Below are 25,330 nucleotides of genomic sequence, written 5' to 3'. Positions count from 1 at the left end.
GTCACCGGGTTTCGATCTGAATGCCTTCGCAGGCGAACTCGACCGATTCGATGGCGACATCGGTGCCCGTGGACTTCAGGCCCGGGCCTTCCAGCTTCACCGGCCAGGCCTCCCTGATCTTCCACGTCATCACCGGGTCCCGCTCCTCGTTGAGGAGGCTTACCGTGACGTCGCGGCGGTCCACGGAGCCGACCGTGATCGAGTTGTACCACTCGAACAGCCCGTTCCCGGCCTCGGCGGGGGCGACGCCCCGCTTCATCGTGACGTTCGAGAACTTGCGCAGGCCCGGCTGTTTGTGGGTGGAGAACTGGGGGTCGGCGCCGCCCCGGTACTCGATGACCTCGGCCTCCATCGTCAGGCCGCTGACCTCGGAGAAGCTCGAGGTCTGCTGCCGGTCCCCCCAGCTCACCGCGAAATGCAGGGTGGTCATGGGATACATGCGTCAACTCCTACTCGGACAGTCGCTTCTGGCTGAACCGGACCACGACGAACTCGGCGGGTTTGGCCGGGGCGACGGCCACCTCGGTGATGACCAGGCCCAGGTCGATGTCGGTCTCGGTCATGGTTTCGCCGAGGCCCACGCGCACCCGGTAGGCCTGCTCGGGCTTGGTCCCGGCGAGTGCGCCGGCCCGCCACTGCTGGTCGAGGAAGTTCTCCACCGAGACCTTGATGCGGATCCACGTCTGCGCGGTGTTCGGCTCGAAGACGACCCACTGCAGAGCGCGGTCGATCGACGTCTCGATCATGTTGAACAGCCGGCGGACGTTGATGTAGCGCCAGGTGGTGTCGTCGGTGGCGTTGCGGGCCCCCCACAGCCGGGTGCCACGGCCCGGGAAGGCCCGGATCAGGTTGACGCCACCGGGGTTGAGCAGGTCCTGCCGGCGCTGGGTGTAGGTCCGCGACAGTCCGACGACGCCGGTCACGACCTCGTTGCCCGGAGCCTTGTGGACGCCGCGCAGCCGGTCGGTCCGGGCGATGACACCGGCCACGAAACCCGACGGCGGCACCGTGGTGAACCTCTCCTGCGATTCCGGGTCGACGGTGACGATCCGCAGGTGCGGCGCGCAGGCCGCCGCGTGGGTGGACGACAATGTCTTGGCGCGCCAGGCGAGCAGCGCGGAGTCGTCGTCCTCGTCCGGGGTGTCGATCACGGCGAACCGGCGGAAGTTCTCGCAGTGGGCGACGATCTGGCCCACGAGGTCGGCCTGGAAGAGCGGATCCTCGACGGTGACGAGGTCCGGGCAGATCACCATCGCGGGCTCGTCCACCTCCTCCAGCCTGGCCAGGCCCCTGCGGAAGTCGTCGTTGGTCGCGGGCTTGTCCGCGCCGATCCTGTCCGCCGCGACGTAGAACGGTGCGGATGCCGGCGACGGGACGGGGGCTGCGGCACCGCGTGGCGCGACGGTGACGAGTGCCGAAACCCCGTTCACCACACCGTCCTTGGCGAAGTACGCGGGGTGGTCGGGGCTGAGCGACAGTCCGTCGAAGGTCTCGGTGACGGCACCCTCCACCGTCACCGAGAGCGTGAACCGTTCGGCCGCCACGGCAGCACTCTCGACCGCGAAAAGTCCGAACCGTGTCTGGCCGGTGTTCCCGACGGTCGTGCCGCCGCCGAAGCGCAGCACGTAGGTGTCGCCGCCGTGGTGGAGGACGTCGGTGATCGGCGCGAAGGCCGTGTCGATCGCGAGCCGGTCACCGATCCGCGGCTCGACGGCACAGCGGACGGCGATGCCGGCGTCCGCGTCGGCCTGCAGGGTGAAGGAGGCGTCGGTGTAGGTGTGCTTCGGGTCGGGGGAGGGGGACAGGCTGAAGCCGCCTGCCGTGCGCGTGGCGACGACCGCGGTGGCGCCGGCGCCGGTGTACGTGACCTTCGCTCCGGTGGGCAGGAAGCCGTAGCTCGCGGAGACGTGGGCGACGGTCAGGCCGGTGACGCTCAGCCCGGTGTCCGCCAGCAGCACCGCGAACACCGGGGCGTTCACCGTGACGGGTCCGCTCGGCGGCGGCGTGGCGCCCACCACCTCGAACCGGTTGACCGTCCACTCCGCGCTGCGGCCGTCGGCCGTCGTGATCCGGGCGGCGGCGCTCTGCGGTGCGGAGGCCGACAGATCGGCGGCGATCGGGGCGGTGCGGGGACGCGCGAAGGTCAGCGCCGACAGGGCCACGTTGGTCTTGGGCGGGGTGCCCGTCGGGGAACCGGTGACGGTGGCGACAGCCGGGAAGTCGGCCCGGCGGAGCACGAAGGCGGCCCCGGGAACGGCGCCCGGCGCGCTGTCCAGCGTGAGCGTGACCGAGGCCCCCGCGGTGACGACGTCCGTCACCAGCGCGCCCGCGCGCCCGCCGTTCGGGGCGGTGAGGACGACCACGTCTCCCTTGCGGAAACCGTTGCCGGACGGCAGGAAGAGTGTCGTCCTGGTGTTCGCCAGAGCGCTCGCGACGACCGAGCCGGCGGCCAGCGACGCCGAACCGGCGGCGGTCAGCTCGATGGCGGTCGGGGCCAGCGAGACGACGGTCGCGGCCACCGGCGCGCTCACCGCATCCGAGGCGGGAACGGGCACGAGCACCAGGTCGTCACCGGGCCGCAGCCCGGTCGTGGACGGCACCTGCACGGTGAAGGTGCCGGTGTCGGTCACCTCGACCGTGGCGCCCGTCGTGGCGGCGTGGTAGAAGATCCCGGAGGCCCGGGACGCGTCGGGCCGGACGCCGATGCCCAGTGCCGTCCCCCAGGTGCCGGGCGAGCCGGCGGTGACGGCGAAACTCTCCCTCCCGGACGCGTCGAAGACCTTCCAGGACGCCGCGGTCGAGGGATCCACCCGGACCACCCAGGCCGCCGGTCCGCCGTTCTCGAAGAAGCCGAAGACGGACTCGCCGGTGAGGCCACGCGAGGTCGGGTCGCCGAACATCCGGACGTAGTCGGCCCAGCCGGTGACCCGTGTCGGCCGGAGCACCGGCCCCTTACGTGTCGTGCCGAGTACGGCCACCACACTGGTCGGTGCGGCGGCGATCGGCTGCGGCCCCGCCGGGACCTCCTCGGTGTACACGCCGGGCGATAGATACGTCACGGGTCCTCCTCAGCTCTTCGTTCATGTCGTGTCGACCAGTCGGATGCGAGGCGAGGCGGACAGCCCGTTCAGTGAAACGGTGCGCAGCACATGGCCGTCGACCAGCAGTTCCGCCGGGGTGAAGGCGGCCGTCCATTCGTTCGGGGCCGAGACGTAGACGCCGGGCTCGACTTCGGGCAGCGCGATGGTGGGCTTCGGGGCCGGGCCCGTCGTGGCCCGGGCGGTGACCGTCTTCCCCGTGCTGGGGCCAGTGGCCGTGGACGGCGTCACGAGGGTGACGGTCAGGGGCATCGGGACAGGGTGCAGCGGTTGTTCGATCTCGGGTGCGGTGAGGGCGACCACCAGGGTGTGCGGCGGCAGATCCGGCGACGGCGGGAACACGAGCAGCTGCGCCAGGACGCCGTCCGTGACCGTGACGGCCAGGTGCAGGGGAGCGGGCGGATCGGCGATGTCCGTACGCGCAGTGACGACGACGCCGTCGGGGACCGTCCGGGCGGCCCACCCGTGGTGTGCCTCGGTGAGCCGCGCGGTGAGCGGGCCGATCGGGGCGCCGGTGGAGGCGTGCACCAGACGCACGTGGTGCCGCAGTCGGGTGGTGGACGTCGCAAGGGTCATGGCGTCCTCACGTACTCGACGCGGTGCTCCACCACGCGGCCCGCGCCGTCCTGTTGCAGCACCGGGACCGTTGCGACGTCCACCTCGTAGAACAGCGCGAGCCGACCCGGTCGGCCCAGTGCTCCCCAGATCTGGTTGCGCTGCTCGTGCGTGGGGCCGACCAGGCGGATCGTGACGGTGCCGACCTCGTCGGACAGCGGCGGCGCGAGCACCGGCGGGCGCAGGATCGGCGTGGTGTGGAAGGCCTGCACGATCCGGGCCAGGCGGTGCTGGGCCTCGTCGTGGTCGCCGATGAAGGTGGCCAGGTAGTGCAGCTTCAGCGCCAGGGGCGCGCGGACCAGCCCGGCCGCTCCTTCGGTGAGCGGTCGATTGCGCAGATGGTCGTGCTCCCCGACGGCGATGAGCGCGAGGATGCCCTTCGCCTCCGGCACCGGCGTCTTGTCGGCCTGCGAGAGCGAGTGCAGGACCATCCACTTCCCGTAGTCGGGAGTGGCCAGGTGGATGACGTCGCGCAGCGCGTCGCTGATCTCGGTGATCACGGCCGCTCCCAACGGCGCGGGGTCACGTCGTCCTCGTCGAGCCTGGCCTCGATGACTTGCTCGATCTCGGCGATCGACCCCATGTACTGCTCCTCGTCGGTGGTGAGGTCCCGGATGCGGGCGCGCACGACAGCTGGGAGGCCGGCGATGTCCCTCGGCTCAGCCCAGACATCGATCAGGAAACGGCGTCTCCAACCCTTCAGCACCACGTCGCGACCCTTCTGTCGTGGACTCAGCGTGGCGCTGCGCACTCACGGGACGACCACGCACGTATCACGGGCCCATCACCGTGCGGTCCGCTCCTGCGGGGCGGCGCGGCGGTGACCGGCGGTGTGCGATGATCCGGTGACCGGGCCCGGCGGTCGGGGCGGTGGAGCGACGTCGCGCTCGGTGTTTCCCTCGAACGGGCGCAGGAAGCAGTTCGGTTGGGCGAGGACGGAGGGTCTGGGCGGCGACGGCGGCTTCGGCCCCCCCGCCGCGTCATCGGGCGCGCCTCGCCCGTGGGCGCCGGTGCGCACCCGCGCAGGCCCGGCAGGGCGCGCTCAGGGCATGCCGCGGAGCTGGTCGAGTACCCGGTCCACGGCGGCGGCCAGACGGACGACGTCCCGCCGGGCCCGTTCGAGCTCGGCGACCAGTGCCGCCACGGTCACCGACCGTTCGGCCGTCCCGCCGCGCACCCGCGCGTAAGCTGCGACCGTCTCCGGCATGGGATCGACGCCCAGTTCCTGGAGAAGGACGGCACGGCACCGCTCGAACTGCCGCTCCGCCAGGTCCGTCCGTCCGGCTGCCCCGTAGGCGCGGATCAGGTGCCGGTGCAGGTCCTCACGCAGCGGCTCCAGTTCCAGGGCACGCTCGCCGTACTCGGTGATCGCCGGGACGTCACGGCGCGCGCCGTGATGGCGGATCAGGTAATCGAGCGCGGTGAGATAGAGGTTGTCGATCCGGTACCGGGGGGTCATCACCCAGTCGTCCTGGCAGGTCTCGAGGAGCTGGCCCCTGCGCAGCGACACGGCGTTGTGCAGACGGGCGACGTCCGCGTCGTCGAGGTCGGCCGGCGGCACCCGCAGGACCGGCTCGATCAGTGCCTGGAACGTGGCCGCGTCGGTGACGACGCCGACATGAGGACTCAGGGCCACCGTCCTCCAGTCGTCGTCGGTCACGATCTCGAGGCCCGTGCTCGAGCGGACCTCGCCCCTCAGGCGCCACAGCGCGGTGTTGAGACGACGGCGGGCCAGCCGGTCGGAGCAGTCCCCGAACAGATGGGCCGCGGCGGTGGACCGCGGCCGACCGTCCTGCGGCCCGAGTGCGAGGTACGCGCACAGCAGGGTGGTCCCCGGCGACAGCCGGACCGGTTCGCCCTCGAAGACCACACAGGGCGGCCCGAGCAGCTTGAGGCTCAGCGCGCGCGAACCCGGTCGGAAGGCACGGGCACCCGCGTCGTGTATCGCTGATGTCGTGGCTTGATGACCCAGATCGAGCATCGCTGGTACTTCAGGCGTCATCCGCGGCCTCCCCCCGGCCAGTACGCGCATCGGCAAAGTACTCCGGATTGCCGCGCGGCGGCAGCGGAACGGCCGAAATGGACCGGTTGCGCATTTCGAGTTCATGGATCGAGGCCGAGTCGCCTGATCCGGAAGCGAATTGACGAACCGGTTGAGCCACTCGGCTTTCGGCTTTCTGACAGGCGTGGGTGATCACACGGTGGTGTCGAGACCGGCTGCGGCCCATGTCTGCTGGACGGCGCGGATTTCCTGATCGGTGGGCCGGCCTGGGCAGATGGGCGAAAAACGGGCGGCGATGATGACCCGGCGGAGCTTGGCGGCCATGTCCGCCACGGACGGGTCGGCCTTGGTGGAGCACCAGGGGGCGCGCTCGCGGCGCTCGGCGGCATCGCGGGGGTGGTGGCCGTGCAGCGTGTACCGGACGACGGTGATTGCGTAACAGTACAGGCTGAACAGGACGGTCCGTTCGACGGCCCGGGGGTGGTGAAGCTGCCCCGCACCAACTCCGACACGGCAAGCAGCGACGCGGGTACGCTCGGGTCCAGAAGCATCGGTGGGTCCCTCCCCGGAGGAGACACAAAGCACCGCCGACGCTTCTCTGCTGTCGCCGGCCAGCGCGGCCAGATGACGCCACATCACCCACCCGAGCGACTCACACGGCGATCAACGGAAACTCGGAATGGTCACCTTTCCCTCGAGGGAACGGGGGCGGGAGGGGCCATTATCGAGTGGGCGAACGCGGGCGACCAGTGCATCCACAACCGTTCGGGATGCGCCAGTTGCGCAGGTTTGGGTCCAAGGCTCACTCCTGCTCACTGATTAGGAACGGTCAGGAGCAGTGCAGCAGGGTCATGAACCCATAGTCCATGTGGAGCTGCTGGTGGCAGTGGAACAGGGACAGTCCCGGCTGGTCGGCGGTGAAGTCGAAGTCGAGCATCTGGTAGCCGCCGAGCATGACGACGTCCTTGTTCAGGCCGTGGGTGGGGGTGCCGGCGATGTGGGTGACCTCGAAGGTGTGGCGGTGCAGGTGGAGGGGGTGGATGTCGTCGGTGGCGTTGCGGAACCGCATCCGGTAGCGCCTGCCGTGCTCGATGTCCAGGACCGGCTTGTTGGTGTCCATGTTGAACGGGACGCCGTTGAGGGCCCAGATGTTGAATCCCTTGTCGGCGGCGTTGCGCTTCTTCACCAGAAAGCCAAATGAGCTGCCCCGACTTTCGTGGAGTCCGCGATCGTGTGATCAAGCGGTCTGCGGGACTTGCTCCTGTCTCGTCCAGTACGCCTGTTCGTACTCGTCGGGGGGCACGTAGCCGAGGGCGGAGTGGAGCCGTTCACCGTTGTACCACGCGACCCACTGGAAGACGGCCCGCTCGACCTCGTCGAAGTCCCGCCACGGCCCCTGATGGTCGATCAACTCGGCCTTGAACGTGCCGTTCAGGGCCTCGGCCATCGCATTGTCGTACGAGTCCGCGACGGAGCCGACCGACGCGGAGGCGCCGACCTCGGCGAGACGCTCCGTATACCGAATGGACACGTATTGCGACCCGCGGTCGCTGTGATGGATCAGGTCGGCGTCTTTCTTGATCTTCTGCCGCCACAGCGCCATCTCCAGCGCGTCCAGCGGCAGGTCCGCGCGCATGTGGGTGGCGGCCTGCCAGCCCACGATCCGGCGGGAGTACGCGTCCAGGACGAACGCCACGTAGACCCAGCCCGACCAGGTGCGGATGTAGGTCAGATCGGCCAGCCACAGCTGGTTCGGCCGCTCAGCGGCGAACCGGCGGTTGACCAGGTCCGGCGGGCGCGGCGCGGACGGCTCCGGGACCGTGGTGCGGCGCCGCCGGCCACGGATGACGCCCTCGATGCCGAGCTCGCGCATCAACCGCTCCACCGTGCACCGGGCCACCTGGTGTCCGGCACGGACCAGCGCGCGGGTGACCCGGCGGGCGCCGTAGGTGCGGCCGGAGTCCTCCCACACCGCCGTGACCAGCGGAATCAGCTCCTCGTCGCGGAGGCGGCGGGCCGACTTCGGCCGCGTCTTACGGGCGAAGTACGTCGACGGGGACAGGTCCAGCACCCGGCAGACGGGATCGACCCCGAGGCCCTTGTCGCGCAGATGGTCGATCACCTGCTCGGCCTCGTCCGGGGACGGTCGATCTCCTGGGCAAAAAACACGCTGGCGGCCTTGAGGATCTCGTTGGCCCGCCTCAACTCGGCGTTCTCCTTGCGGAGTTCCTTCAGCTCGTCGCGTTCAGCACTGGTGAGGCGGTCGTCGCGCTCGCCGGCGTCGGCCTCAGCCTGGCGGACCCAGGACCGCAGAGCCTCCTTGTGGATGCCGAGCTCGCGGGCGACGTGGGCAACCGGGCGTCCCGTCGAGCGGACCTCGCGCACGGCACGCTCACGGAGTTCATCGGGGTATTTACGGGGTGCTGGCACTGCTCGTGGTTCTCCTTACGCCTGGAAGCGTAACCCAGGCTTCAGGGACTCCACGAAGATCAGTGCAGCTCAAAAAGTGTGGTCGGGCCGCTGGGTGGTGGCGCCGGAATGGGCGAAGGTGCGGTAGTCCCATTTGGATGGGGGCGGTGCCGTCCATTGCGGGGAACCTGTACGGCCGGCGTACTCGACCACGGTGCCCATGCCGTTCTTCCGGTCGTCGTCGGCCAGGTCTCCCAGTACCCACACGCCCGGATGGTTCATCTCCGCCAGGGCCGAAACGCGTTCGGCGGTGCCGATCCACAGCACCGGCACGTCGGCCGGGCGGGGTACCGGGTTGCCGTCGAGGGCGACCACTTTGAAGGTGTGGCCGGGCAGGGCCAGGCTGCGGATCTCGGTGGCGCTGGCGTTGAGGACGTGGAACAGCACGCGCTGCCCGGACTTGACCTTGATCGGCGGCCGGGGTTCGACGTAATTCGGAGCCTCTGGAGCAACGGCATGCCCGCTGGCCTGCGGCTTCACCTTCTCGGCTGCCCCAGGTCGTTTCTCTAGGCGCTCGCGTTTCCGCAGGTGGCGAGGCTCTCCGGTGCGGTCTCCGAGGACCTGGCCGAATGCCGTCGCCAAGCCGTCCCGCGATCGACGATAGGGCGTCGAGCACGGACCTCGCCCTGCGGTCGCCAACTTGCCCCGCTTTAAAGGGGTTTGTCTCCACCGTTCTTCGTCCCATTGTTGGCCCGTTGGCCCGATCGGCCAGGCCGCTGACCTGCCCGTTTCTCTATGCCTAGAGAAACGGGCGATTCGGGCCGCAAGTGGAGAGTCAGCAGGTCAGCTGGTACTTCGCGCCTCCAGGCGAGACGAATTACGTCGAACGCGGGGGCGGGCCGTGGCCCAGTTTGCGGCCGTTGACGCTGAAGGCGGTGTAGCCGACCTCGTAGCCGTGCGGCATGCCCCGGGCCAGCGAGTCGGCCATCGCCTTCTCGCCCCTGCGCTTCAGGTACGGCACCTCGGAGCCGGCCAGGAAGTTCTGGGCCATGTCCCCGCCCTGGCTGAAGGCGGGCCCGAACTCCTTCAGCACCAGGAAGGCCTCCTGGTCGTAGGCGCCGAGGTGGGCTTTCGGCTCGATGTAGACCGGGCCCGCCTGACCGGTGTAGGTACCCCGGGCCAGGTCATCATGTGCCGCCACATGGGTGTGGTAAAAGCGGAAACCGGCCGGTCCGGGCGTGAACGACAGGCGCCGCATCCCGTGCGCGGGGATGTACGGGGTGCCCTCCTCCGCGGCCCCGTCCACTTCGGCGGGAACCCGCTGGCCGTGCCAGTGGAGCAGCTCGGGGGTGCCGGTGTCGTTGTGGACGTCGACCACGACCGGGCGGCCCTCGGTGAACCGCAGCAGCGGGCCGGGGAACTGTCCGTTGTACGTCGTGGTGGACACGATCGTGTCCGGCGCGAGCTCGACGAGCCCGGTCGCGATCCGCACCGTGTAATCCGCCTTGCCCGAGGCATCGGGCAAGGCGGACGACGCCGTGGAGGCACGGGCGGAGACCGCACTGGCGCCGCCCCCGGCCAGCAAAGTCAGGCCACCCAGCTTGAGAACATCGCGACGAGTGATCTGCACGGTCTGCTCTCTTCCCGGTCCCAGGACGCACCCGGCTGATGCCAGGCACTCCGACGTCGCACCATATATCCCAGTTTCATCACGTAAGACATGTAAACGGCCATGGCGGAACCTGATGCCGCTGGTCGGGACAGCCGCAATGCCCGGCGCACGGAGCCGCATCGCGCACGGCGCGGCTCTGCCGGCGGCGGAAACCACCACCCACCGGTCGCCTTTGGTGACGAGGTCGACACCCGATACGTTCTGCCACCGGCCTCCCTCGCGTGGCACAGCGGTAAGCACCCGGCCCACCAGGCTGCTCCCGACCAGCGCACCCCCACGATGGCCTGGCGTATCGCCTCCGCAGGCAGCCATCCGGTCTTCGGCGCGTTCACCTTCTTCGCTCCGCTGTGCCAACGCTGCCTTGAATATGTCGTAGGCGACATATAATGTTGTGGAGGTGGATGCACTCTTCACCATCGAGCTCGAGCCCGAGGTGCGGGACTGGCTGGAGGCCCTGCCGGCCAAGCACTTCCTCAGGATCGACGAATATGTCGGACTGCTCGCCGAACACGCCGCCGCGCTCGGCGAGCCTTACGCCCGCTATCTCGGCGACGGAGTCCGGGAGCTGCGTCCGACCCTCGACGGCGCTGCCATACGCATCACGTACTGGCTCACCCCGAACCGCACGGCTGTCCTGCTGACCGTCTTCCGCAAGACGAGAATGCGGGAGGAAACCGAGGTCAGGCGTGCCAAACTCGCGCAGAAGGTATGCGAGGCCGAACACGATCCGGCCCACGAGGAGTTCACCCGCACCATCGAGGAAGGAGAGGTGGAGCAATGAGCCACAGCCGCTGGAAGACCCTGCGCGAGCGTAAGCTCGCCGAGGGCTTTACCGAGCCGGAGGACGTGGTCGAGGCCCGTCGCGAGATCCGGCTGTCCATGGCCTTGGCGAAAGCTGTGTACAACCGGCGCACCGAGCTCGGGCTCACCCAGACTGAACTGGCCGACCGCGCGGGCCTCACCCAGGCGAAGATCTCCCGGATCGAAGGCTCCGACACCGTCCCCACGCTGCCGCTCCTCGCCAAGCTGGCCACGGCTTTGGACGCGACTCTGAACATCGCCCTCGACAACGACGACACCCAGGTGACTTTCACCGCGCACCGCACCGACCAGGGTCCCTTGCAAGATTGAGCTTCGTCCGGTTCGCCGGAGTGGCATGGAAACAGGCAGAGTGTCCCCGTTCGGACAGGGAGTGAACGCAGTACAGGCACGGTCTCGGTGATCATGTGAGTGTCGAAGTCCCATGAACACTTGGCGAGTCCGTGCCTGCTCCTGCATCTTCCCTCATGCCCGCCGGCCTGGGCCAACTGGCCCGGGCTTCCGCCCCGGCCCCGCTGGCGGACGCGGTCCGTCTGTCCGGATTTCTGGGCCTGGTGCCTGATCCGCGAGGTGTCCGCGGCCGTCGCTATCCGCTGTCCGCGCTGGTGGCCGCTGCCGCAGCGAGTGTGCCGGCCGGTGCCCGGTCGCTGACCGCGATCACCGAGTGGATATCCGACGCTCCCGCGTGGGCCTGCCGGGCCCTCGGCTTCCCGGTCGACCCGCTGACCGGCACGGTGTCCGTCCCGCACCCCCACACCCTGCGCCGCCTGCTGGTCCAACTCGACGGTGATGCCCTGGACCAAGCGGTGGGCGCCTTCCTCACCGCCCGCGCCGCGCCGGACAGCTCCGGGCTGCGGGCCATCGCGGTCGACGGGAAAGTGTTGCGCGGCTCGCGCACCGCCACCATCCCGGCCGTCGCCCTGCTCGCCGCGATGGACCACACCGGAAGCGTCCTCGCTCAACGGCAGGTCGCCGACAAGAGCAACGAGATCCCCGCCTTCGCCCCGCTGCTGGACAGCATCGACCTCACCGGCACTGTCATCACCGCCGACGCCCTGCACACCCAGCACGCCCACGGCACCTACCTCCGAGGCCGCGGCGCCCACTACATCGCGCAGGTCAAGGCCAACCACCCCGGTCTGTTCGACACGGTCCGCCGTCTGCCCTGGCGCGATATCGTTCTCGACCACTACGACCGCGCCCGGGCCCACCACCGCCACGAGATCCGGCGCCTGAAGACCGCTGCCTTCGCTCACCTCGACTACCCCGACGCTCAGCAGGCCCTCCAAGTCGTGCGCTGGAGGCAGGACTTCACCACCGGCAAGCTCACCATCGAACGCGTCTACCTGATCACCAGCCTGCCGCCCGGCGCCGCGACCGGCGCCCAACTCGCCGCCTGGATCCGCGGCCACTGGAAGATCGAAAATCTTCTCCACCACGTCCGGGACCGCACCTTCCGCGAAGACGACTCCAAGATCCGCACCGGCCGTCTTCCCCGGGTCATGGCCGGACTGCGCAACCTCGCCATCGGCGTCCATCGCCAGGGCGGCCACACCAACATCGCCGCCGCCCTCCGCCAGGCCGCCCGCGACTACCACCGCCCCCTGGCCTCCCTCGGTCTCACCGGATGAACCCGGACAGAACCCGATCATGCAAAGGACCCTGCCGCACCGACGCAGCCTGAGTCGGCTGGGCACCTTCCCGCGCATCATCCGCCGACCCTGCCTCCACTTCGACGGGATCGCCTGCTGCCTTGCCTTTGCTCCGCTCGGCGCCACCGTCACCGACACTCTTTACGGCGAGGGCTCCCCGCAGCATCTGGGGGTCCGGCATCGCGCACACGCCCCCCGGGTCGTGGTGGTCATGGGCGCCGCGGGCACCGGCAGGACCACCGTCGGTGTCCTGTCCGCGGCCCGGCTCGGCGTTCCGTACGCCGCGGGCGACGGCTTCCGCCCGCGGGCCGGCATCGCCAGGATGTCGGCCGGTGTGCCGCTCACCGACGAGGACCGCCGGCCCTGGCTGGACGCGATCGGCGCTTGGGCGTGCGGGCGGGCGGGGCTCGGTGGGGTGATCGGCGGCTCGGCGCCGAGGAGGGCCTGCCGCGACCGGGTGCGGGCCGCGGCTCCCGGCATCGTGTTCGTGCACCTCACGGGCGACCGCGCCCGCGTCGAGGAGCGGCCGGCCCGCCTGCGGGGGCACTTCACGCGCACGACGCCGCTCGGCTCCCGGCTCGCCGCGCTCCAGCCGCTGGAGCCGGACGAGGCGGGGGTCACGGTGGACGTGTCGGGCGGCCCCGAGGAGATCACCGACCGCGTCGTGGACGTGCTGCGCGACCTGGGACGGTCCTCCGCCGTCACCCCGGACGAGCAGCCCCACCCCGGGCACGCGCTCCGCGCACGGAGGTCACTTCGCCCGCACGTTCCACCGCCGGCGGAGGTCCTCACCCACCTCGTCGGCGTGACGGCCGCGCGTCTCGGGGACCCACTGGGCGACGAACACCACGCCGAGAGCGCAGATCACGGCGAAGACCCGGAACGTCGGCGATTCGGCGTTGGCAGGTGCGGTGAGCAGCCCGCCCCGCCGCCCGGCACGTCAGCACGTCAGGGAGTTCCACGGCGGTCTTCGCCGCGGCTCAGGCGCGCTCTGATCAGTACGGCGTCGTGGTCGAGGGCGGCACGGGACCGCTCCTGCCACCTGACCTCCAAGCGGAACCGGTCGTCCGCGGTGCGGGGGAAGACGTGCACGTGGAGGTGGAAGACCGTCTGATCGGCGGCCTCACCGTCGGCGAGGAATACGTTCACTCCCTCGCATGGCAGCCCCGAGCGCCGCAGAGCCCGCGCCAGCAGGTGGACGACGCGGAACAGATGGGCCATCAGGGTCTCATCGATGTTCTCCAGACCTGCCGCGTGCATCTTGGGGATGACGAGGAGGTCTCCGGGCGCAGCCGGGTGGATGTCCATGAAGGACAGGACCAGCTCGTCCTCGTACACGCGGCTGGCCGGCACCCGGCCGGAGAGGATGCCGCAGAAGACACAGGTCGGATCCCCGGCGAACAACCCCATGGACACAGCATGCGACAACCGCTCCCGGAGCCGCTCCTGACCGGGCTGACCTGCGCGTGGGAGTGCGGCGAGGGAGGCTCGTCACCTTCGGCGGGGCGATGGGACGTATCACCGCTGACCGGATCGGCCTTCTGGACGTCTTTCGGACGTTCACGCTCTCGGTCGGGGGAGCGGAGAGCAACGTCGCTGTCGCCGCGGTCCGTCTCGGCGCGGACGTGACGTGGGCGGGCCGTCTGGGCGGCGACAGCGTGGGAGACCTCATCGAGCGGCGCCTGCGGACAGAAGGGGTGCGAAGCCGGATCACGTGCGACGACGCCCCCACCGGCCCCTGCATCCTGCTGCAGTCCCGCCATCCGCGCGAGCAGAGGTGAGCCGCGCGCTGCCGCGTCCACCGACGACGGCTGCCTGGAGCACAGGGGGCTCCCCTCCGCGGGGCCGCCCGGCATCGCACCGCCGGGTGCCCAGGGGGAGAGGCCCGCGGGACGCCACGCCGCGTATCCGGACGTCGACGTGCGGGTGCCGGCGGCCGAACTCCTCGAGGATCGCAGGCGTCAACTCCGTGGCAGCGTTGGCCACGAACCCCACCGTCAAGTGGCTCGCCTTGCCGCGGGCGGCGCTGCGCGCCGCAGCGATGGTTCGGTCTGCGGCAGCCGGCGTCTTGCGTGCCTCGATGAGGACCGCCTCACCAGCCGCGGTCAGCTCGACATGCCTGCTGGTACGGCGGAACGGCTCCGCGCCGAAAATGTGCTCCAGCTTGCGGATCTGGACGCTGAGGGCAGGCTGAGAGATGTGCAGGTGCCGTGCTGCCTGTCCGAAGTGCAGGTCCTCGGCGACGGCTGTGAAGTACTTCAGCAGACGCCGGTCCAGCTCCATGGCCGGAGTGATACCGCCGGGTCGTCTGCTGGCACAGAAGCATGTCGCCACTCCATCAATAGCCCTGGACTATCGATCGGGGCGAACTTTTATTGGACCGTATTGCCGCACCGCATTAGCTTTGCGGAAACATCGGCGTTACCGAGGAGAGGTAAATGGCAACAGCAACGGCGCAGAAGTCAGTGGATCGGTTCCGTCAGCTCAGTGACGGCGACGCGGAAATCCAGGCGCATGGGAAGTATTTCTCGTGCAGCTACCTGCTCGACATGGAGAAGCATTCCTTTCTCGTCCGCGTGCACCACGGGCGCATCGAAGAACTGATCGTCGACCCGGAGCCGCTGGTGGCCTACGACTTCGCGATCCGCGCGACCGCCGAGACCTGGCAGGGGTTCTGCCAGCCGACGCCCGGTCCCATGTACCACGGCATCTGGGCGGCCACCTTCCGGCGGGGCATGCGGCTCGAGGGGGACCTGCTGGTCCTCATGCAGAACCTGCGCTGCCTGACCCGGCAGCTGGAACTGCTGCGCGTCACCGGCCCGTTGGGCTGACCGATCACTCCGCCGAAAGAAAACCGATGAGCAACAACTCCCGTATCTCTCCGGTTACCGGCCACTACGTCACCATTGACGTCGAAGGCGTCGAGTACAAGGTGTTCTATCTGGAGAACGGCGAGGGCCAGCCGCTCGTCTGCCAGCACACCGCCGGCGCTCACAACCACCAGTGGCGCGATCTCCTGGAAGACGAGGAGATCACCAGCAATTACCGCGTCATCGCGTACGACCTCACCCGCCACGGAAAGTCCGACCCGCCACGGAATACGGACTGGTGGAAGGAAGAGTACAAGCTCACCGCCGACCACTTCGTGGCATTCATCACCGCATTCTGCGACGCTCTCGGGCTGGAAGACCCGATCTTCATGGGCTCCTCCTTCGGCGGCAACGTCGCACTGCAACTGGCGCTGCGCCACCCGGACCGCTTCAAGGCCGTCATCCCGGTCGAGGGCGCCGACTACTCGCCCGGCTTCTACCTCGACTGGTGGCAGCACCCGCACGCCAACGCGGCTCAGGTGTGCGCCAGCGGTGTGTGGGACCTCATGGCGCCGCAGTCCCCGGAGCGGGACCGCTGGGCCACGTGGTTCTACTACAGCCAGGGGTCCGAGGCGTTCAAGGGCGACCTGTACTTCTACTCGGTCGACCACGACCTGCGTGACCGCCTCGGCGACATCGACGGCGACGCGTGCCCGGTGATCATGCTCACCGGCGAGTACGACTACCTCACCACCCCCGAGGACGGCGAGCGCACCGCCAAGCAGATCCGCGGCGCGGAATTCATCGAGATGAAGGACATCGGGCACTTCCCGATGAGCGAGAACTACCCGCGGTTCGCGCAGTACCTCAAGCACGCACTGCAGCGAATCGAAGAACGGACCAGCCTCCCCGGCTGAGCAGCCTTCGCCCCGACCCGAAACCACGGCCCGGGCGCGCCTGTGGTTCCGCCGCGAGTGCCCGGCCGTGTCCGAGGCGGAGACCGACGAGAAGCAACCCAGTGGTGCAGTCCACCGGGTCTCCGACAGCGGCGGCGCCGCACCAGATGCGAAACAGCAGGTCGCGTGCCATGTTCGTGGCCCCCTCGTGAGTCAGGAGGAGTGGGCGCTCGCGGACCGGGCCCGGCTGGGCCAGAGGCCGCTGACCTGCCAGGAGACGGCCGCGGTGTTTGGCACGGAGGTGGTGCCGGCGCGGGTGGAGGCGCCGCGGTCGAAGACGAAACGCCTGCTGTCGGCGCCGACGACGGCGTCCGCCTTGACCGACTGCGAATCGATCACGCCGGTCGTCGGCCGCACGTCCAGGCCCAGCCTCTCGTGGCACCGTGCGCCAGGTCAGCAGCCGCGGCCCGCTGCTGACCTGGCGCGGGCTGAGCCCTCAACGCAGCGGGTCGTAAGGCGCCAGGCCGATCCCCGGATCGACCTGGTGGGCCAATCGCGCCGCGACCGAACCCGTGTATGGGCCGATCGTCAGACCGGATGCCCCCAGGCCGTTGACCACGACCAACCCGGCAGCCTGCGGAACCGCGCCGAGTGGCGGTCGGACGTCGGGTCCCGTCGGACGGAACCCGAGGCGGGTCTCCACGTGCGTGGCGCCGGCCGGCCCAGGGGCCACCGACAGCGCTTTGCCGAGCACCTCCGCCATCCCGGCCGCGGTCACCCGGTGGTCGAAGCCGGAGTCGTCCTCGCGGGTTGCGCCGACCACGACCCGCGAGTCGTCGAAGGACAGGAGGTAGTGCCGCGACCGCGGCAGCACGACCGGTCGGTTCGCGGTTTCCACGCCGGCAGCCGCAGGTGCATGATCTGGCCGCGCTGCGGCGTGACCCGCACCTGGACGCCGATTGGTTCGAGCATCTGCGGCGACCAAGCACCGGCCGCTGCGGTCACGGCGTCCGCGCCGACGAACACATCGTCGACCTGCACTCCGCGGACCGCGCTGTCGGCGACGATCGCGGCCGTGCCGTTGATGATCCGAGCGCCGCGCTGGACCGCGGCGCGTCACATCGCGTCGCGGACCGAGCGGCCGTCCAGGCGCGCTGCTCCTGGGATGTGGATCGCTGGGCCGTCGCGTTCGAGGGGTGGGAAGAGCCCGCGGGCCCGGCGAGCGCTGATCAACTCCACCTCGTCGGCCATCGGGGACTCCACGGCGCGCCCGGCCACGCGCCGTAGCGCCTCCTCGGATTCGGCTTCGGAGACCAGCCGCAGCGAGCCGACCCGCCGGCAGCCGAACCCGGTCTCCCCACCAGTGGCCAACGCTGCCGGCGGCTCCTGGTAGTGCGCCGCCCCGGCGACCGCGATCCGGTACCAGTCCGGATCGTCCACCCGGGAGGACCACGGGCAGGCGATGCCGGCACCGGCCGACGTCGCGCGGCCTGGAGTCAGCGAGTCCACCAGGACCACGTCCACCCCGGTCCGGACCGGCTCGTAATCGGCTGCCGCACCGACGATGCCGCTGCCGACGACCACCACTTGCATCTTCTGCTCCTCCTGGTTCGACCGACTTCTTCTCACCGCACACCCCCATGCGTCGCCGCACCCAAGGTGCGATCAGGTGCATGTCAACTCTGGTGGTCGTCGCCGCCGCACCGACTCCGGCGAAGTAGTTGCCCACCGTCGAACGCCGTGCCCGCATCGCCACCGAGATCTGCCGCGCTGGTGGTCAGTGTTCCTGGGCTGTCGGGCGCATCATGATCTCGTTGATCGCGGCGTGCGAGGGCTGAGCGATCATGAAGGTGATGGCGCGGGCGATGTCCTCGGCACGCAGCCAGGCATCCTGCGGCAGGTCACGGGCGGCGAGGCGCCCGGCGCCGACCGCCATCTCCGTCATGGTCATACCCGGTTCGATCAGCCCTACCCGGACACCCCTTCCGGTCACCTCCTGGCGCAGGGCCTCGCTGAACGCGCACACCGCGTGCTTCGTCGCCGAATAGACGGCGTTGTTCCTTCGCACCACCCTGCCTCCGACCGAGCTGACGTTCACGAGATCGGCGATCCCGCGTGGCCCGTCCGCTGCCGCCCGCAGCAGGTGTGGCAACGCCGACTGCGACATGTGCAGGACGGCGTTGAAGTTGAGGTCGACCATCCGCTTCCAGTCCGCCGGGTCACCCTCCTCGATGGGAGCCATGGCCACATAACCGGCGTTGTTCACCAGCACGTCCAACCGTGCGAAGCGACCGACAGCGTCCTCGACGGCCTGACGTGCCTGCACCGCATCCCCCAGGTCAGCGGTGAGGACGGCGCACGAGCCGCCCTGATCACGGATCCTTGTGGCCAGTTCCTCCAGCCGCCCGGTACGCCGGGCGACCACTGCCACAGCCGCGCCCTGCCGAGCCAGTTGCCAGGCAGTCACCGCACCGATGCCGCTGGATGCACCGGTCACCAAAGCCGCGCATCCCGACAATGGCGCTTCGGCGTCCACGCCCGGCACCGTGTTGTTCTGATCCGCAGCCCCCGCGCGTCCGGCATTCGGATCCCTCACACCCATGTCCGCCCTTCACAGATCGCACACGCCGCCGCATCCCACCACGGCCGGCGGGGTGCCGCCTCCTCTCGCAGCTTGCACCACGTGGCCCGAGACCGCCTCCCGCCACAGCCAGGAGGCGGGTCGAGGGCGAGCGACCTCCTGGCTCCGGGCATGGCCGGCTGTATCTGACGGTCACCAGGGGCGTGCCGGATCGGCATGCCGCGCGGCATGGGTGGGACCCATTCCCATTGCCGGATCATGCCTGAAAGATCGCTGAGTGGGGCTGAATCCCACTGCCGAGTGGACCGGCTCACGTTGTCGAAGCCTACGAACCGAAAGCCCGCTTGGCCGCAGCGACCGCAAGGTCGACATCGGCCTCCCCGCCCAGGGCCACTCGGCCCGTGACCGCGCCTGTCGCGGGGTGGGCCAGTTCCAGGACGGAACCCTGCCCGGGCTTTCGCCGAGTGCCGTCGATGTACAGCTCGGTGTACTCACACATGATGATCTTCTCTCTGCCGGGAGACCGAAAGGCGGCGTCCGGAACCCTCTTCCGGCCCTCGAAGCCTTGGTCGCCTCTCATGCTCGAACCGAGCCGAGAAGTCATACAGAGAGACAATTTCCTATGGACATGGAGGGTGGGAAAGCCGATCCCACCCGGCGACAGCACCTGTTCGCACATGGACGGCCGGGCCGGAACCCTGCGCATCTCGCCAGGTACGTGGCCGGCATCAACGCAGGCATGCGTCCCCGAAACAACCGCGTGATCCCGGTCCGGACCACATCGAGAGTCCCTTCGGCGGGGATCTACCAGGGCCCGTCCTCTCGTTCATCGACTTGACAAAGCGCCAGTCGGCATAGCGCAACGGTGTTGCACGACAAGGGACACGACCCGGTTCACGACCTTGCGAGGACCGCCTGACCGTCCCGGTGCCCGCTTCGCACAGTTGTGTGCGACGGGCCTGGCCCGGTTCCGGTTGGAGCGGCGCCGCCTGGTGGACGGGGAGCTGATCGCCGCCGACGAGGCGTGGGGCGACCGCGGCCCGGATTCCGGATCACGCCAAGGCGCGAACTCGCCGTAAAAACAGGGCAATTGAATGTTTGGCGACGGAAGTTTGATCGTGTGGCGAATCCTTGACAGCAGACGTTGCGCCACTTGAAGATCTGTGTGCCTTCGCTGACCGGTGGGGGCTCAGTTTTGAGCGATACAAGGGGGTTTTCGTATGTCCGCGATCGTTTCCACGCTCAAGCACACGAAGTACGTCATGGGTTCCCTGGCTGCGGTGCTGTTCACGAACTGCCCCAGCTGACGCGGGAACGGGGTGGGCGGTCATGGCCGCCCACCCCGGCATGGTGAGGGGTCGGGACGGGCGGGGGAGGACCATGTTCGACGCGGGGATACGGCAGTTCCGGATGGCGCTGGCCATGGTGCTCGGCCGTCCGATCAATGTTCGCTCCGCCGAAAGGCTCGTCGACGACGCGCTGGCGACACTTGCCGAGTTCGGCTCCCCCGGCGAGGACGTCGAACAGTTGCTGCGCGGCGCCGCCGCAGACCCGCAGATGCGTACCGACCTCACGAACAAGGCCCTGTGCCGCACCGCGAAACGCCTCGCGGCCAAGTCGCCCTTCTACGCCGACCACTTCGCGGCAGCAAGAGTCGACCCGGCCGCACTGACCGTCGAGAACATCACCGCCGTGCCCGTCACCACCAAGGCCGACCTGGTCGAGCGGGCCCGCGACTTCCTGTGCAGCGAGCCCTTCCTCGCTTCCCGGACCACCGGGACGACAGGCCGGCCCACCGAGGTCTGGTACTCCCGCTACGAGGAACGCCTGTGGCCCGCGCTCGTCGCCCTCTCCCAGGTGCTGCGCGGCACCGTCCGCACCACCGACCTGGTCCAGTTCAACATCAGCTCCCGGGCGACCGGCACGGCGTACGCGGAGATGCAGGTCGCCCGCCTGGCAGGGGCGGCGATCCGCATGGTGGGCCTGGTCCCACCGGCTGAGACGCTGGACCTCATGGCGGGAACCGACCCATCGGCGCCGACCCTGATGGTCACCTACCCGAGCTATCTGGGACAGCTGACCCGCCTGGCCCGCGAACGGGGACTCGGCCCCGCGGACTTCCGGCTGCGCCGCATCAACGTCGGCAGCGAAGTGCTCTCGCCCGCCCTCGCGGAGGCCGCCGAAAAGACCTTCGGCGCTCCCGTCCACGACGGCTACGGCATGACCGAGGTGACACCGGTGGCCGGCGCGATCTGCCGACAGCGGCACCTTCACATCGACGCCGGCATCGGCCTCGTGGAGGTGTGCGACCTCGACACCGGGGCACCGGCCGCGCCCGGAGCGCTCGGCACGATCGTCGCCACCCCCTTCTTCCCGTACCGGGAGTGCATGCCGCTCTTCCGCTACGACACCCGAGACCTGGTGCGACAGTTGCCCGACGCGCCGCGCACCTGCGAGATGGCGAACGTGCCGGCGACCTCGCACATCCTCGGAAAGGCGGACCATGTGCTGCGCACCCAGGACGGCCCGGTGACCCCGCGCGAGATCATCGAGGTCCTCGACGCGCTGCCCGGCGCGTGCTGGCCCGTGCGCCACCGCGCCGACGTGGTGGACGGGCGGCTGCATATGGAGGTGGCCGCCTCATCCGTGCCGGAGACGAGCGACATCGCGCGTCACTTCGCCGAGGCCGGCATCGACGCCACCGTCGACGTCGTACCGGGAGAAGGACGTGAGTTGCGGCGCTACCGCTGCGATCTGGTCGAGAACAGCTTCGCTTCCGCCGGGCGGACCGCATGACCGCCGCACAGAGCGCGTTCTTCGTCCTCGTGACCCTCGCCGTCGCCCTGGGCGTCTCGCTCGCCTCGGTCGCCTACTTCCGGCGGGTCACCCTGCCCCGGCCGGCCGTCGGCGTGTTCAACGGCAACGACATGGTCGTCATGATGGGCTTCGTCGTCGTACTGCCCTTCCTGTATCTCTCCCTTCCGGGCTGGCTGCTGCCGCCCGTGCTGGGGCTGACCCTGGCCGGCGGTCTCGCGGTCGGCTACGGGCCGGTCGTCCTCCGGGGACCGGTGCGCTGGTCGCTCATCGCCGGTCTGCTGGTCGCCGACTGGCTCACCGCGCGCAGCGCCGAGGACGATCCCACCCATGCCACGCCGTACTGGCTGGTCAACAGCCTGGTCATCATGCTGATGGCGGTCGGCGCCGCCAACCTCAACGCGCAGGGCGGCCTGAAACTGCGGCACGTCTCCCGGTTCGCGCTGGCGCTCGCCGTGTACGACCTGTTCTTCGCCACCGTCGTCCCCCTCACCCAGAAGCTGTTCGACGCGGTGCAGGGCTACGCCTTCGCGCCGTCGGCCGGGCTGCGCGTCGGCGAGTTCGGCGCCGTCGTGGGCATGGGCGACCTCCTGGTGTACGCCCTCTTCACCACCGTGGCCTACAAGGCGTACGGACGAGCGGGGCTGACCTGGGCTCTTGGGCTGGTCGCCGTGTTCGGCGCGCTCGTCCCGACGCTGACACCCGTCACGGTCGAGGCGCTCACCGGACACCTTCCGCAGATCGTGCCCGCGCAGATCTTCTTCGGCCCGGCCGCGTTCTGCGGGTACCTCGTGCTGCGGCGGCGCGGCCCGGAGCGGCGCATGGCCGACGTCCGGCCGCCCGCGCGGTTCGTGACAGCCCACGTACAGCAGGAGCCCGCGAGCCCGGCCACCGCCGCCGAGCCCTGGGAGCGTTTCCCAGGAGAACGCTCCCAGGTCGGCAGCTGACCAGGCCAGGTGGGCTTGCGGTGTCGGGATCAGTGATGGAGCGGCTCCGTGATCGTCGAACGGAGGGGTTCCGGCGGCTGGTTGGCCTCCTTGATGCCGTCGGGGAGCCGAGGCCCGGGATGCTGCGGTACGGCAGTGCTTCGAGTGGTCCGTCCGCACAGTCCGCGAGGCGGTTTCCGAAGAGCACCGGGGCCCGCCGTGACGGGTTGCGTTTCGAACCCCGGATCATCCCCATGGCTTCGGGTACCCGGGCCGGATCTCCCGCGCCCAGCGCCGGCATGATGGGGAGGCGGCTGGTACTGGTCCGGGTGCGCGGCGCGCACACACCGCATGGCCGTGACCGGCGATAGGCCGAACAGCCGGATGAGATGGACCGGGTGGGCGGTGTGCCGGCCTCATCGGGGACCCGGTCGATGCGCAAGCGGCTGGCCTGCAGCCCGATGCGCCTGAGGGATTTGTCGATGGCGCGTGGGTGGACTTTCGGGTGGGTGGTCGGCGCTTGCGCTTGCCGCGGGCTCGGCGGGGCGGCGCCGTTGACGGCGGCCGAACCGGGTGGCCGGGGCGTGGAAGGCCTGTGCGGCCACGGACCTCAGGACATCACCGTGCACCTGGACGCCGGCTACGACTCGGACAAGACCCGTGCCGAAATCGCCGCGCGCAGCCTGCACGGCCGCATCGCGCACAAGGGTGAGAAGGCGTCGATCCAGGCGAGCCGGCGGTGGCACGTCGAGCGCACCTACGCCTGGCAGAACGCCTTCCACCGGCGCGCCCGCTGCTACGAACGCCGCGCCGCGGTCATCGACGCCTTCTTCGACCTCGCCGACACGATCATCACCGCCCGCAGCCTGCTCCGCAGGGCGTGGACGACCCGCCGCTGGGACAACCACCCGAACCGCCGCCCATGAGCACGTGCCTCTCCGCGCAGTCTCTAAGCCGCCTCGGGCCGCGCCGCACGTATGCCCGAGGCGGGCTCCTGTGCGTCCTCGAGCGGCAAGGTCTCGTCTTCCCCGAAGTCCGGGGCCTGGAAGGGGTTGGTCGTCGGAGGCGGCGATGCTGCCGCGGGGCGGCGGGGTTGCCCTTCCAGGGCGGAGAACAGCGACGTCATGTCGATGGGAGGTCTCCCTTTCGCTACAGGTCCCTGACGGGGCCTGGTGTGCCGGGACCGGGCACAGCGGTCCTACAGTTTGGTCATCTTGGCGTACGGGCTCAAGATCCGCATTTGCGCCGAGCCGAAATCCACGAGCGCCGCGATTCCGGCCTCGATGCCGATCACCCGGCCGAGGCCGTACATGTCGTGTGTGACCTGGTCGCCCACGGCGAAGTGCTTGGGAGCCGGTGTGACCGGGGCCTTGAAGGGGCTGGTAGGCAAATGACGCTTCGGTGCAGCAGACTTTGTCATTGCCCCCAGTATGCACCTACGAACTGCGCTGGTGGCCGGCTCCCAGGGGCAGGAGTAGCTGATCGTTGGAGTCCACTCCAGCAAGAGCTGAGCCTGCCGACCGACCGGCAGACGGGCGGGGTCGGGCGGTTCGGCTTCATAGGAGGCCGAACCGCCCGTACCCTTTGTGGTGTCTACGGCGTCACATAGCGGGCGCCAAACACTGGAGGCCATACCTCGTGCTGATTGCTCAGCGTCCGTCACTGACCGAAGAGGTCGTCGACGAGTTCCGCTCCCGGTTCGTGATCGAGCCGCTGGAGCCGGGCTTCGGCTACACCCTCGGCAACTCCCTCCGCCGTACCCTCCTGTCGTCGATCCCCGGCGCTGCTGTCACCAGCATCCGCATCGACGGCGTCCTGCACGAGTTCACCACCGTGCCGGGCGTCAAGGAGGACGTCACCGACCTGATCCTCAACATCAAGCAGCTGGTCGTCTCCTCCGAGCACGACGAGCCGGTGGTGATGTACCTGCGCAAGCAGGGCCCGGATCTGGTCACCGCCGCCGACATCGCGCCCCCGGCCGGTGTCGAGGTGCACAACCCCGACCTGGTCCTCGCCACGCTCAACGGCAAGGGCAGGCTGGAGGTGGAGCTGACCGTCGAGCGCGGTCGCGGCTACGTCTCCGCCGTGCAGAACAAGCAGGTGGGTCAGGAGATCGGCCGTGTCCCGGTCGACTCGATCTACTCGCCGGTGCTGAAGGTCACGTACAAGGTCGAGGCGACCCGTGTCGAGCAGCGCACCGACTTCGACAAGCTGATCGTCGACGTCGAGACCAAGCAGGCGATGCGTCCGCGTGACGCCATGGCCTCCGCCGGCAAGACCCTGGTGGAGCTGTTCGGCCTCGCCCGCGAGCTGAACATCGACGCCGAGGGCATCGACATGGGTCCGTCCCCGACGGACGCCGCGCTGGCCGCCGACATGGCGCTGCCGATCGAGGAGCTCGAGCTGACGGTCCGCTCCTACAACTGCCTCAAGCGTGAGGGCGTCCACTCGGTGGGTGAGCTCCTGGCGCGCTCCGAGGCCGACCTGCTGGACATCCGCAACTTCGGTGCGAAGTCCATCGACGAGGTCAAGGCGAAGCTGGCCGGCCTGGGTCTGGCCCTGAAGGACAGCCCGCCCGGATTCGACCCGACCGCCGCCGCCTTCGACGCGGACGACAACGCGAGCACGGGTTTCGTGGAGACCGAGCAGTACTGAACGCTGCGCCGGGTCGCGGGGGAGCCAGGAAGGCGGAGGAGCCGGCGATGAGCACCGGCCGACCGCACCCGGCTCCCCGAGGGCCCACCGGCAAAGATGCAGACGCCCAGGCCCTCCGCGCCTGATCAGGATGGCGAAGGCGGCCGCCATCGCTGACTTGTCCCGCCTTCCGTCCCCCGGGTGCGGCCGAGAACGCCGCCCGACGCGCTGTCCCCCGCTGGTACCCCGGGGCACGAACAAGCCCCCTCGGAGATCGCTCCGAGGGGGCTTGTTCGATACATATTTCCTGGTCAGACACAGTGCCCCCGGGGGCAAGGAGACCGCCCGCCGCAGGTTCTCGGCGTGGGTGGGGGAGTACGGCAGTATGCCCGGCGCCCGCAT

Annotated in this window: 28 protein-coding genes and 2 pseudogenes; 11 read left to right on the top strand and 19 right to left on the bottom strand. The window is 69.6% G+C overall.

Features of this window, described 5'->3' with window-relative positions:
- Position 1: 1 nt before the first annotated feature.
- From ACX25U_RS41200 to ACX25U_RS41145, 12 genes are all read right to left on the bottom strand, one after another.
- Positions 2–439 carry a phage tail protein gene (locus tag ACX25U_RS41200; RefSeq protein ID WP_454387783.1) on the bottom strand — a complete coding sequence of 146 codons (438 nt, stop codon included), beginning with the start codon at positions 437–439 and terminating at the stop codon, positions 2–4.
- Positions 440–449: 10 nt separating this feature from the next.
- Complete coding sequence (locus ACX25U_RS41195; RefSeq protein WP_454387781.1) at positions 450–3,059, bottom strand: phage tail sheath subtilisin-like domain-containing protein; 2,610 nt, start codon at positions 3,057–3,059, stop codon at positions 450–452.
- Positions 3,060–3,080: 21 nt separating this feature from the next.
- Complete coding sequence (locus ACX25U_RS41190; protein ID WP_454387779.1) at positions 3,081–3,674, bottom strand: hypothetical protein; 594 nt, start codon at positions 3,672–3,674, stop codon at positions 3,081–3,083.
- Positions 3,671–4,213 (bottom strand): Pvc16 family protein, encoded by a 543-nt coding sequence (locus ACX25U_RS41185; protein WP_454387777.1) that lies wholly within the window; start codon positions 4,211–4,213, stop codon positions 3,671–3,673. Before ACX25U_RS41185 ends, ACX25U_RS41190 begins: the two co-directional genes overlap by 4 nt.
- Positions 4,210–4,422: a hypothetical protein gene (locus tag ACX25U_RS41180; protein WP_454387775.1), complete on the bottom strand. Its 213-nt coding sequence runs from the start codon at positions 4,420–4,422 to the stop codon at positions 4,210–4,212. The genes ACX25U_RS41185 and ACX25U_RS41180 overlap by 4 nt, the downstream gene beginning before the upstream one ends.
- 333 nt (positions 4,423–4,755) lie before the next feature.
- Positions 4,756–5,694, bottom strand: coding sequence for an AfsR/SARP family transcriptional regulator (locus ACX25U_RS41175; RefSeq protein WP_454387773.1), 939 nt, complete (start codon positions 5,692–5,694; stop codon positions 4,756–4,758).
- A gap of 10 nt (positions 5,695–5,704) precedes the next feature.
- The gene (locus ACX25U_RS41170) at positions 5,705–5,911 is read right to left on the bottom strand and encodes a hypothetical protein (protein WP_454387771.1); all 207 of its coding nucleotides are present in this window, start codon (positions 5,909–5,911) and stop codon (positions 5,705–5,707) included.
- Positions 5,908–6,351: a hypothetical protein gene (locus ACX25U_RS41165; RefSeq protein ID WP_454387769.1), complete on the bottom strand. Its 444-nt coding sequence runs from the start codon at positions 6,349–6,351 to the stop codon at positions 5,908–5,910. Before ACX25U_RS41165 ends, ACX25U_RS41170 begins: the two co-directional genes overlap by 4 nt.
- Before the next feature lie 193 nt (positions 6,352–6,544).
- Positions 6,545–6,901, bottom strand: coding sequence for a multicopper oxidase domain-containing protein (locus ACX25U_RS41160; RefSeq protein ID WP_454387767.1), 357 nt, complete (start codon positions 6,899–6,901; stop codon positions 6,545–6,547).
- A 51-nt stretch (positions 6,902–6,952) separates the two neighbouring features.
- Positions 6,953–8,145, bottom strand: a protein-coding gene (locus ACX25U_RS41155) for an IS3 family transposase (protein ID WP_454386743.1) whose coding sequence is annotated in 2 segments (ribosomal slippage) — positions 6,953–7,881 and positions 7,881–8,145 — 1,194 coding nt in all. Because the reading frame shifts where the segments join, the coding sequence is not laid out codon by codon here.
- A 69-nt stretch (positions 8,146–8,214) separates the two neighbouring features.
- Positions 8,215–8,664, bottom strand: coding sequence for a hypothetical protein (locus ACX25U_RS41150; RefSeq protein WP_454387765.1), 450 nt, complete (start codon positions 8,662–8,664; stop codon positions 8,215–8,217).
- 337 nt (positions 8,665–9,001) lie between these two features.
- The gene (locus tag ACX25U_RS41145) at positions 9,002–9,754 is read right to left on the bottom strand and encodes a multicopper oxidase domain-containing protein (protein WP_454387763.1); all 753 of its coding nucleotides are present in this window, start codon (positions 9,752–9,754) and stop codon (positions 9,002–9,004) included.
- 439 nt (positions 9,755–10,193) lie between these two features.
- On the opposite strand from ACX25U_RS41145, the gene ACX25U_RS41140 reads away from it, so the two are divergent.
- The 4 genes and pseudogenes from ACX25U_RS41140 to ACX25U_RS41125 form a co-directional block, all read left to right on the top strand.
- On the top strand, positions 10,194–10,577 hold the full coding sequence (locus ACX25U_RS41140) for a type II toxin-antitoxin system RelE/ParE family toxin (protein WP_454387761.1): 384 nt from the start codon (positions 10,194–10,196) through the stop codon (positions 10,575–10,577).
- A complete protein-coding gene (locus ACX25U_RS41135; RefSeq protein ID WP_454387759.1) occupies positions 10,574–10,927 on the top strand; it encodes a helix-turn-helix domain-containing protein in 354 nt (117 codons plus the stop codon). The genes ACX25U_RS41140 and ACX25U_RS41135 overlap by 4 nt, the downstream gene beginning before the upstream one ends.
- A 155-nt stretch (positions 10,928–11,082) precedes the next feature.
- The gene (locus tag ACX25U_RS41130) at positions 11,083–12,246 is read left to right on the top strand and encodes an ISAs1 family transposase (RefSeq protein ID WP_454387758.1); all 1,164 of its coding nucleotides are present in this window, start codon (positions 11,083–11,085) and stop codon (positions 12,244–12,246) included.
- A gap of 232 nt (positions 12,247–12,478) precedes the next feature.
- Positions 12,479–12,952: pseudogene (locus ACX25U_RS41125) on the top strand (gluconokinase); the annotation flags it as partial.
- Between the two features lie 263 nt (positions 12,953–13,215).
- Here the strand turns inward: ACX25U_RS41125 and ACX25U_RS41120 are convergent.
- Positions 13,216–13,677 (bottom strand): HIT family protein, encoded by a 462-nt coding sequence (locus ACX25U_RS41120; protein WP_454387756.1) that lies wholly within the window; start codon positions 13,675–13,677, stop codon positions 13,216–13,218.
- A gap of 98 nt (positions 13,678–13,775) precedes the next feature.
- On the opposite strand from ACX25U_RS41120, the gene ACX25U_RS41115 reads away from it, so the two are divergent.
- Positions 13,776–14,048: a PfkB family carbohydrate kinase gene (locus ACX25U_RS41115; protein WP_454387754.1), complete on the top strand. Its 273-nt coding sequence runs from the start codon at positions 13,776–13,778 to the stop codon at positions 14,046–14,048.
- Here the strand turns inward: ACX25U_RS41115 and ACX25U_RS41110 are convergent.
- The gene (locus tag ACX25U_RS41110; protein WP_454387752.1) at positions 13,978–14,550 is read right to left on the bottom strand and encodes a LysR family transcriptional regulator; all 573 of its coding nucleotides are present in this window, start codon (positions 14,548–14,550) and stop codon (positions 13,978–13,980) included. The two genes, ACX25U_RS41115 and ACX25U_RS41110, sit on opposite strands and share 71 nt — an antisense overlap.
- Positions 14,551–14,705: 155 nt before the next feature.
- On the opposite strand from ACX25U_RS41110, the gene ACX25U_RS41105 reads away from it, so the two are divergent.
- Both ACX25U_RS41105 and ACX25U_RS41100 read left to right on the top strand, forming a co-directional pair.
- Positions 14,706–15,098 carry a hypothetical protein gene (locus ACX25U_RS41105; RefSeq protein WP_454387750.1) on the top strand — a complete coding sequence of 131 codons (393 nt, stop codon included), beginning with the start codon at positions 14,706–14,708 and terminating at the stop codon, positions 15,096–15,098.
- A gap of 26 nt (positions 15,099–15,124) precedes the next feature.
- The gene (locus ACX25U_RS41100; protein ID WP_454387748.1) at positions 15,125–15,994 is read left to right on the top strand and encodes an alpha/beta fold hydrolase; all 870 of its coding nucleotides are present in this window, start codon (positions 15,125–15,127) and stop codon (positions 15,992–15,994) included.
- Between the two features lie 192 nt (positions 15,995–16,186).
- Here the strand turns inward: ACX25U_RS41100 and ACX25U_RS41095 are convergent, their stop codons facing one another.
- From ACX25U_RS41095 to ACX25U_RS41080, 4 genes and pseudogenes are all read right to left on the bottom strand, one after another.
- The gene (locus tag ACX25U_RS41095; RefSeq protein ID WP_454387746.1) at positions 16,187–16,372 is read right to left on the bottom strand and encodes a hypothetical protein; all 186 of its coding nucleotides are present in this window, start codon (positions 16,370–16,372) and stop codon (positions 16,187–16,189) included.
- A 97-nt stretch (positions 16,373–16,469) separates the two neighbouring features.
- A pseudogene (locus tag ACX25U_RS41090) lies at positions 16,470–17,566 on the bottom strand (NAD(P)/FAD-dependent oxidoreductase).
- 184 nt (positions 17,567–17,750) lie between these two features.
- Positions 17,751–18,509, bottom strand: a complete 759-nt coding sequence (locus tag ACX25U_RS41085) for an SDR family NAD(P)-dependent oxidoreductase (protein WP_454387744.1) — start codon at positions 18,507–18,509, stop codon at positions 17,751–17,753.
- 370 nt (positions 18,510–18,879) lie between these two features.
- Positions 18,880–19,053, bottom strand: coding sequence for a hypothetical protein (locus tag ACX25U_RS41080; protein ID WP_454387742.1), 174 nt, complete (start codon positions 19,051–19,053; stop codon positions 18,880–18,882).
- A gap of 881 nt (positions 19,054–19,934) precedes the next feature.
- Between ACX25U_RS41080 and ACX25U_RS41075 the strand changes: the two genes are divergently transcribed.
- The 3 genes from ACX25U_RS41075 (at position 19,935) to ACX25U_RS41065 (ending at position 23,220) form a co-directional block, all read left to right on the top strand.
- A complete protein-coding gene (locus ACX25U_RS41075; RefSeq protein WP_454387740.1) occupies positions 19,935–21,350 on the top strand; it encodes a phenylacetate--CoA ligase family protein in 1,416 nt (471 codons plus the stop codon).
- Positions 21,347–22,315: a hypothetical protein gene (locus tag ACX25U_RS41070; RefSeq protein WP_454387738.1), complete on the top strand. Its 969-nt coding sequence runs from the start codon at positions 21,347–21,349 to the stop codon at positions 22,313–22,315. The genes ACX25U_RS41075 and ACX25U_RS41070 overlap by 4 nt, the downstream gene beginning before the upstream one ends.
- A gap of 602 nt (positions 22,316–22,917) precedes the next feature.
- Positions 22,918–23,220, top strand: a complete 303-nt coding sequence (locus ACX25U_RS41065) for a transposase (RefSeq protein ID WP_454387736.1) — start codon at positions 22,918–22,920, stop codon at positions 23,218–23,220.
- A gap of 272 nt (positions 23,221–23,492) precedes the next feature.
- On the opposite strand, the gene ACX25U_RS41060 is transcribed toward ACX25U_RS41065, so the two are convergent.
- Positions 23,493–23,714: a hypothetical protein gene (locus ACX25U_RS41060; RefSeq protein WP_454387734.1), complete on the bottom strand. Its 222-nt coding sequence runs from the start codon at positions 23,712–23,714 to the stop codon at positions 23,493–23,495.
- A 218-nt stretch (positions 23,715–23,932) separates the two neighbouring features.
- Between ACX25U_RS41060 and ACX25U_RS41055 the strand changes: the two genes are divergently transcribed.
- Positions 23,933–24,949 carry a DNA-directed RNA polymerase subunit alpha gene (locus ACX25U_RS41055; RefSeq protein ID WP_454387732.1) on the top strand — a complete coding sequence of 339 codons (1,017 nt, stop codon included), beginning with the start codon at positions 23,933–23,935 and terminating at the stop codon, positions 24,947–24,949.
- Positions 24,950–25,330: the final 381 nt, after the last annotated feature.

The sequence above is a fragment of the Streptomyces sp. JNUCC 63 genome, assembly GCF_054366325.1.
The sequence above is the reverse complement of the archived record's forward strand: the minus strand, read 5'-3'. Positions and strand labels throughout refer to the sequence as shown.

Excerpts from the sequence above, each read along its gene's own strand:
- ACX25U_RS41130 (WP_454387758.1), top strand. The coding sequence starts at position 11,083 with ATGCCCGCCGGCCTGGGCCAACTGGCCCGGGCTTCCGCCCCGGCCCCG.
- ACX25U_RS41190 (WP_454387779.1), bottom strand. The coding sequence starts at position 3,674 with ATGACCCTTGCGACGTCCACCACCCGACTGCGGCACCACGTGCGTCTG.
- ACX25U_RS41070 (WP_454387738.1), top strand. The coding sequence starts at position 21,347 with ATGACCGCCGCACAGAGCGCGTTCTTCGTCCTCGTGACCCTCGCCGTC.
- ACX25U_RS41100 (WP_454387748.1), top strand. The coding sequence starts at position 15,125 with ATGAGCAACAACTCCCGTATCTCTCCGGTTACCGGCCACTACGTCACC.
- ACX25U_RS41200 (WP_454387783.1), bottom strand. The coding sequence starts at position 439 with ATGTATCCCATGACCACCCTGCATTTCGCGGTGAGCTGGGGGGACCGG.
- ACX25U_RS41080 (WP_454387742.1), bottom strand. The coding sequence starts at position 19,053 with ATGTGTGAGTACACCGAGCTGTACATCGACGGCACTCGGCGAAAGCCC.
- ACX25U_RS41165 (WP_454387769.1), bottom strand. The coding sequence starts at position 6,351 with ATGTGGCGTCATCTGGCCGCGCTGGCCGGCGACAGCAGAGAAGCGTCG.
- ACX25U_RS41115 (WP_454387754.1), top strand. The coding sequence starts at position 13,776 with ATGGGACGTATCACCGCTGACCGGATCGGCCTTCTGGACGTCTTTCGG.
- ACX25U_RS41135 (WP_454387759.1), top strand. The coding sequence starts at position 10,574 with ATGAGCCACAGCCGCTGGAAGACCCTGCGCGAGCGTAAGCTCGCCGAG.
- ACX25U_RS41060 (WP_454387734.1), bottom strand. The coding sequence starts at position 23,714 with ATGACAAAGTCTGCTGCACCGAAGCGTCATTTGCCTACCAGCCCCTTC.
- ACX25U_RS41110 (WP_454387752.1), bottom strand. The coding sequence starts at position 14,550 with ATGGAGCTGGACCGGCGTCTGCTGAAGTACTTCACAGCCGTCGCCGAG.
- ACX25U_RS41175 (WP_454387773.1), bottom strand. The coding sequence starts at position 5,694 with ATGCTCGATCTGGGTCATCAAGCCACGACATCAGCGATACACGACGCG.
- ACX25U_RS41120 (WP_454387756.1), bottom strand. The coding sequence starts at position 13,677 with ATGGGGTTGTTCGCCGGGGATCCGACCTGTGTCTTCTGCGGCATCCTC.
- ACX25U_RS41075 (WP_454387740.1), top strand. The coding sequence starts at position 19,935 with ATGTTCGACGCGGGGATACGGCAGTTCCGGATGGCGCTGGCCATGGTG.
- ACX25U_RS41105 (WP_454387750.1), top strand. The coding sequence starts at position 14,706 with ATGGCAACAGCAACGGCGCAGAAGTCAGTGGATCGGTTCCGTCAGCTC.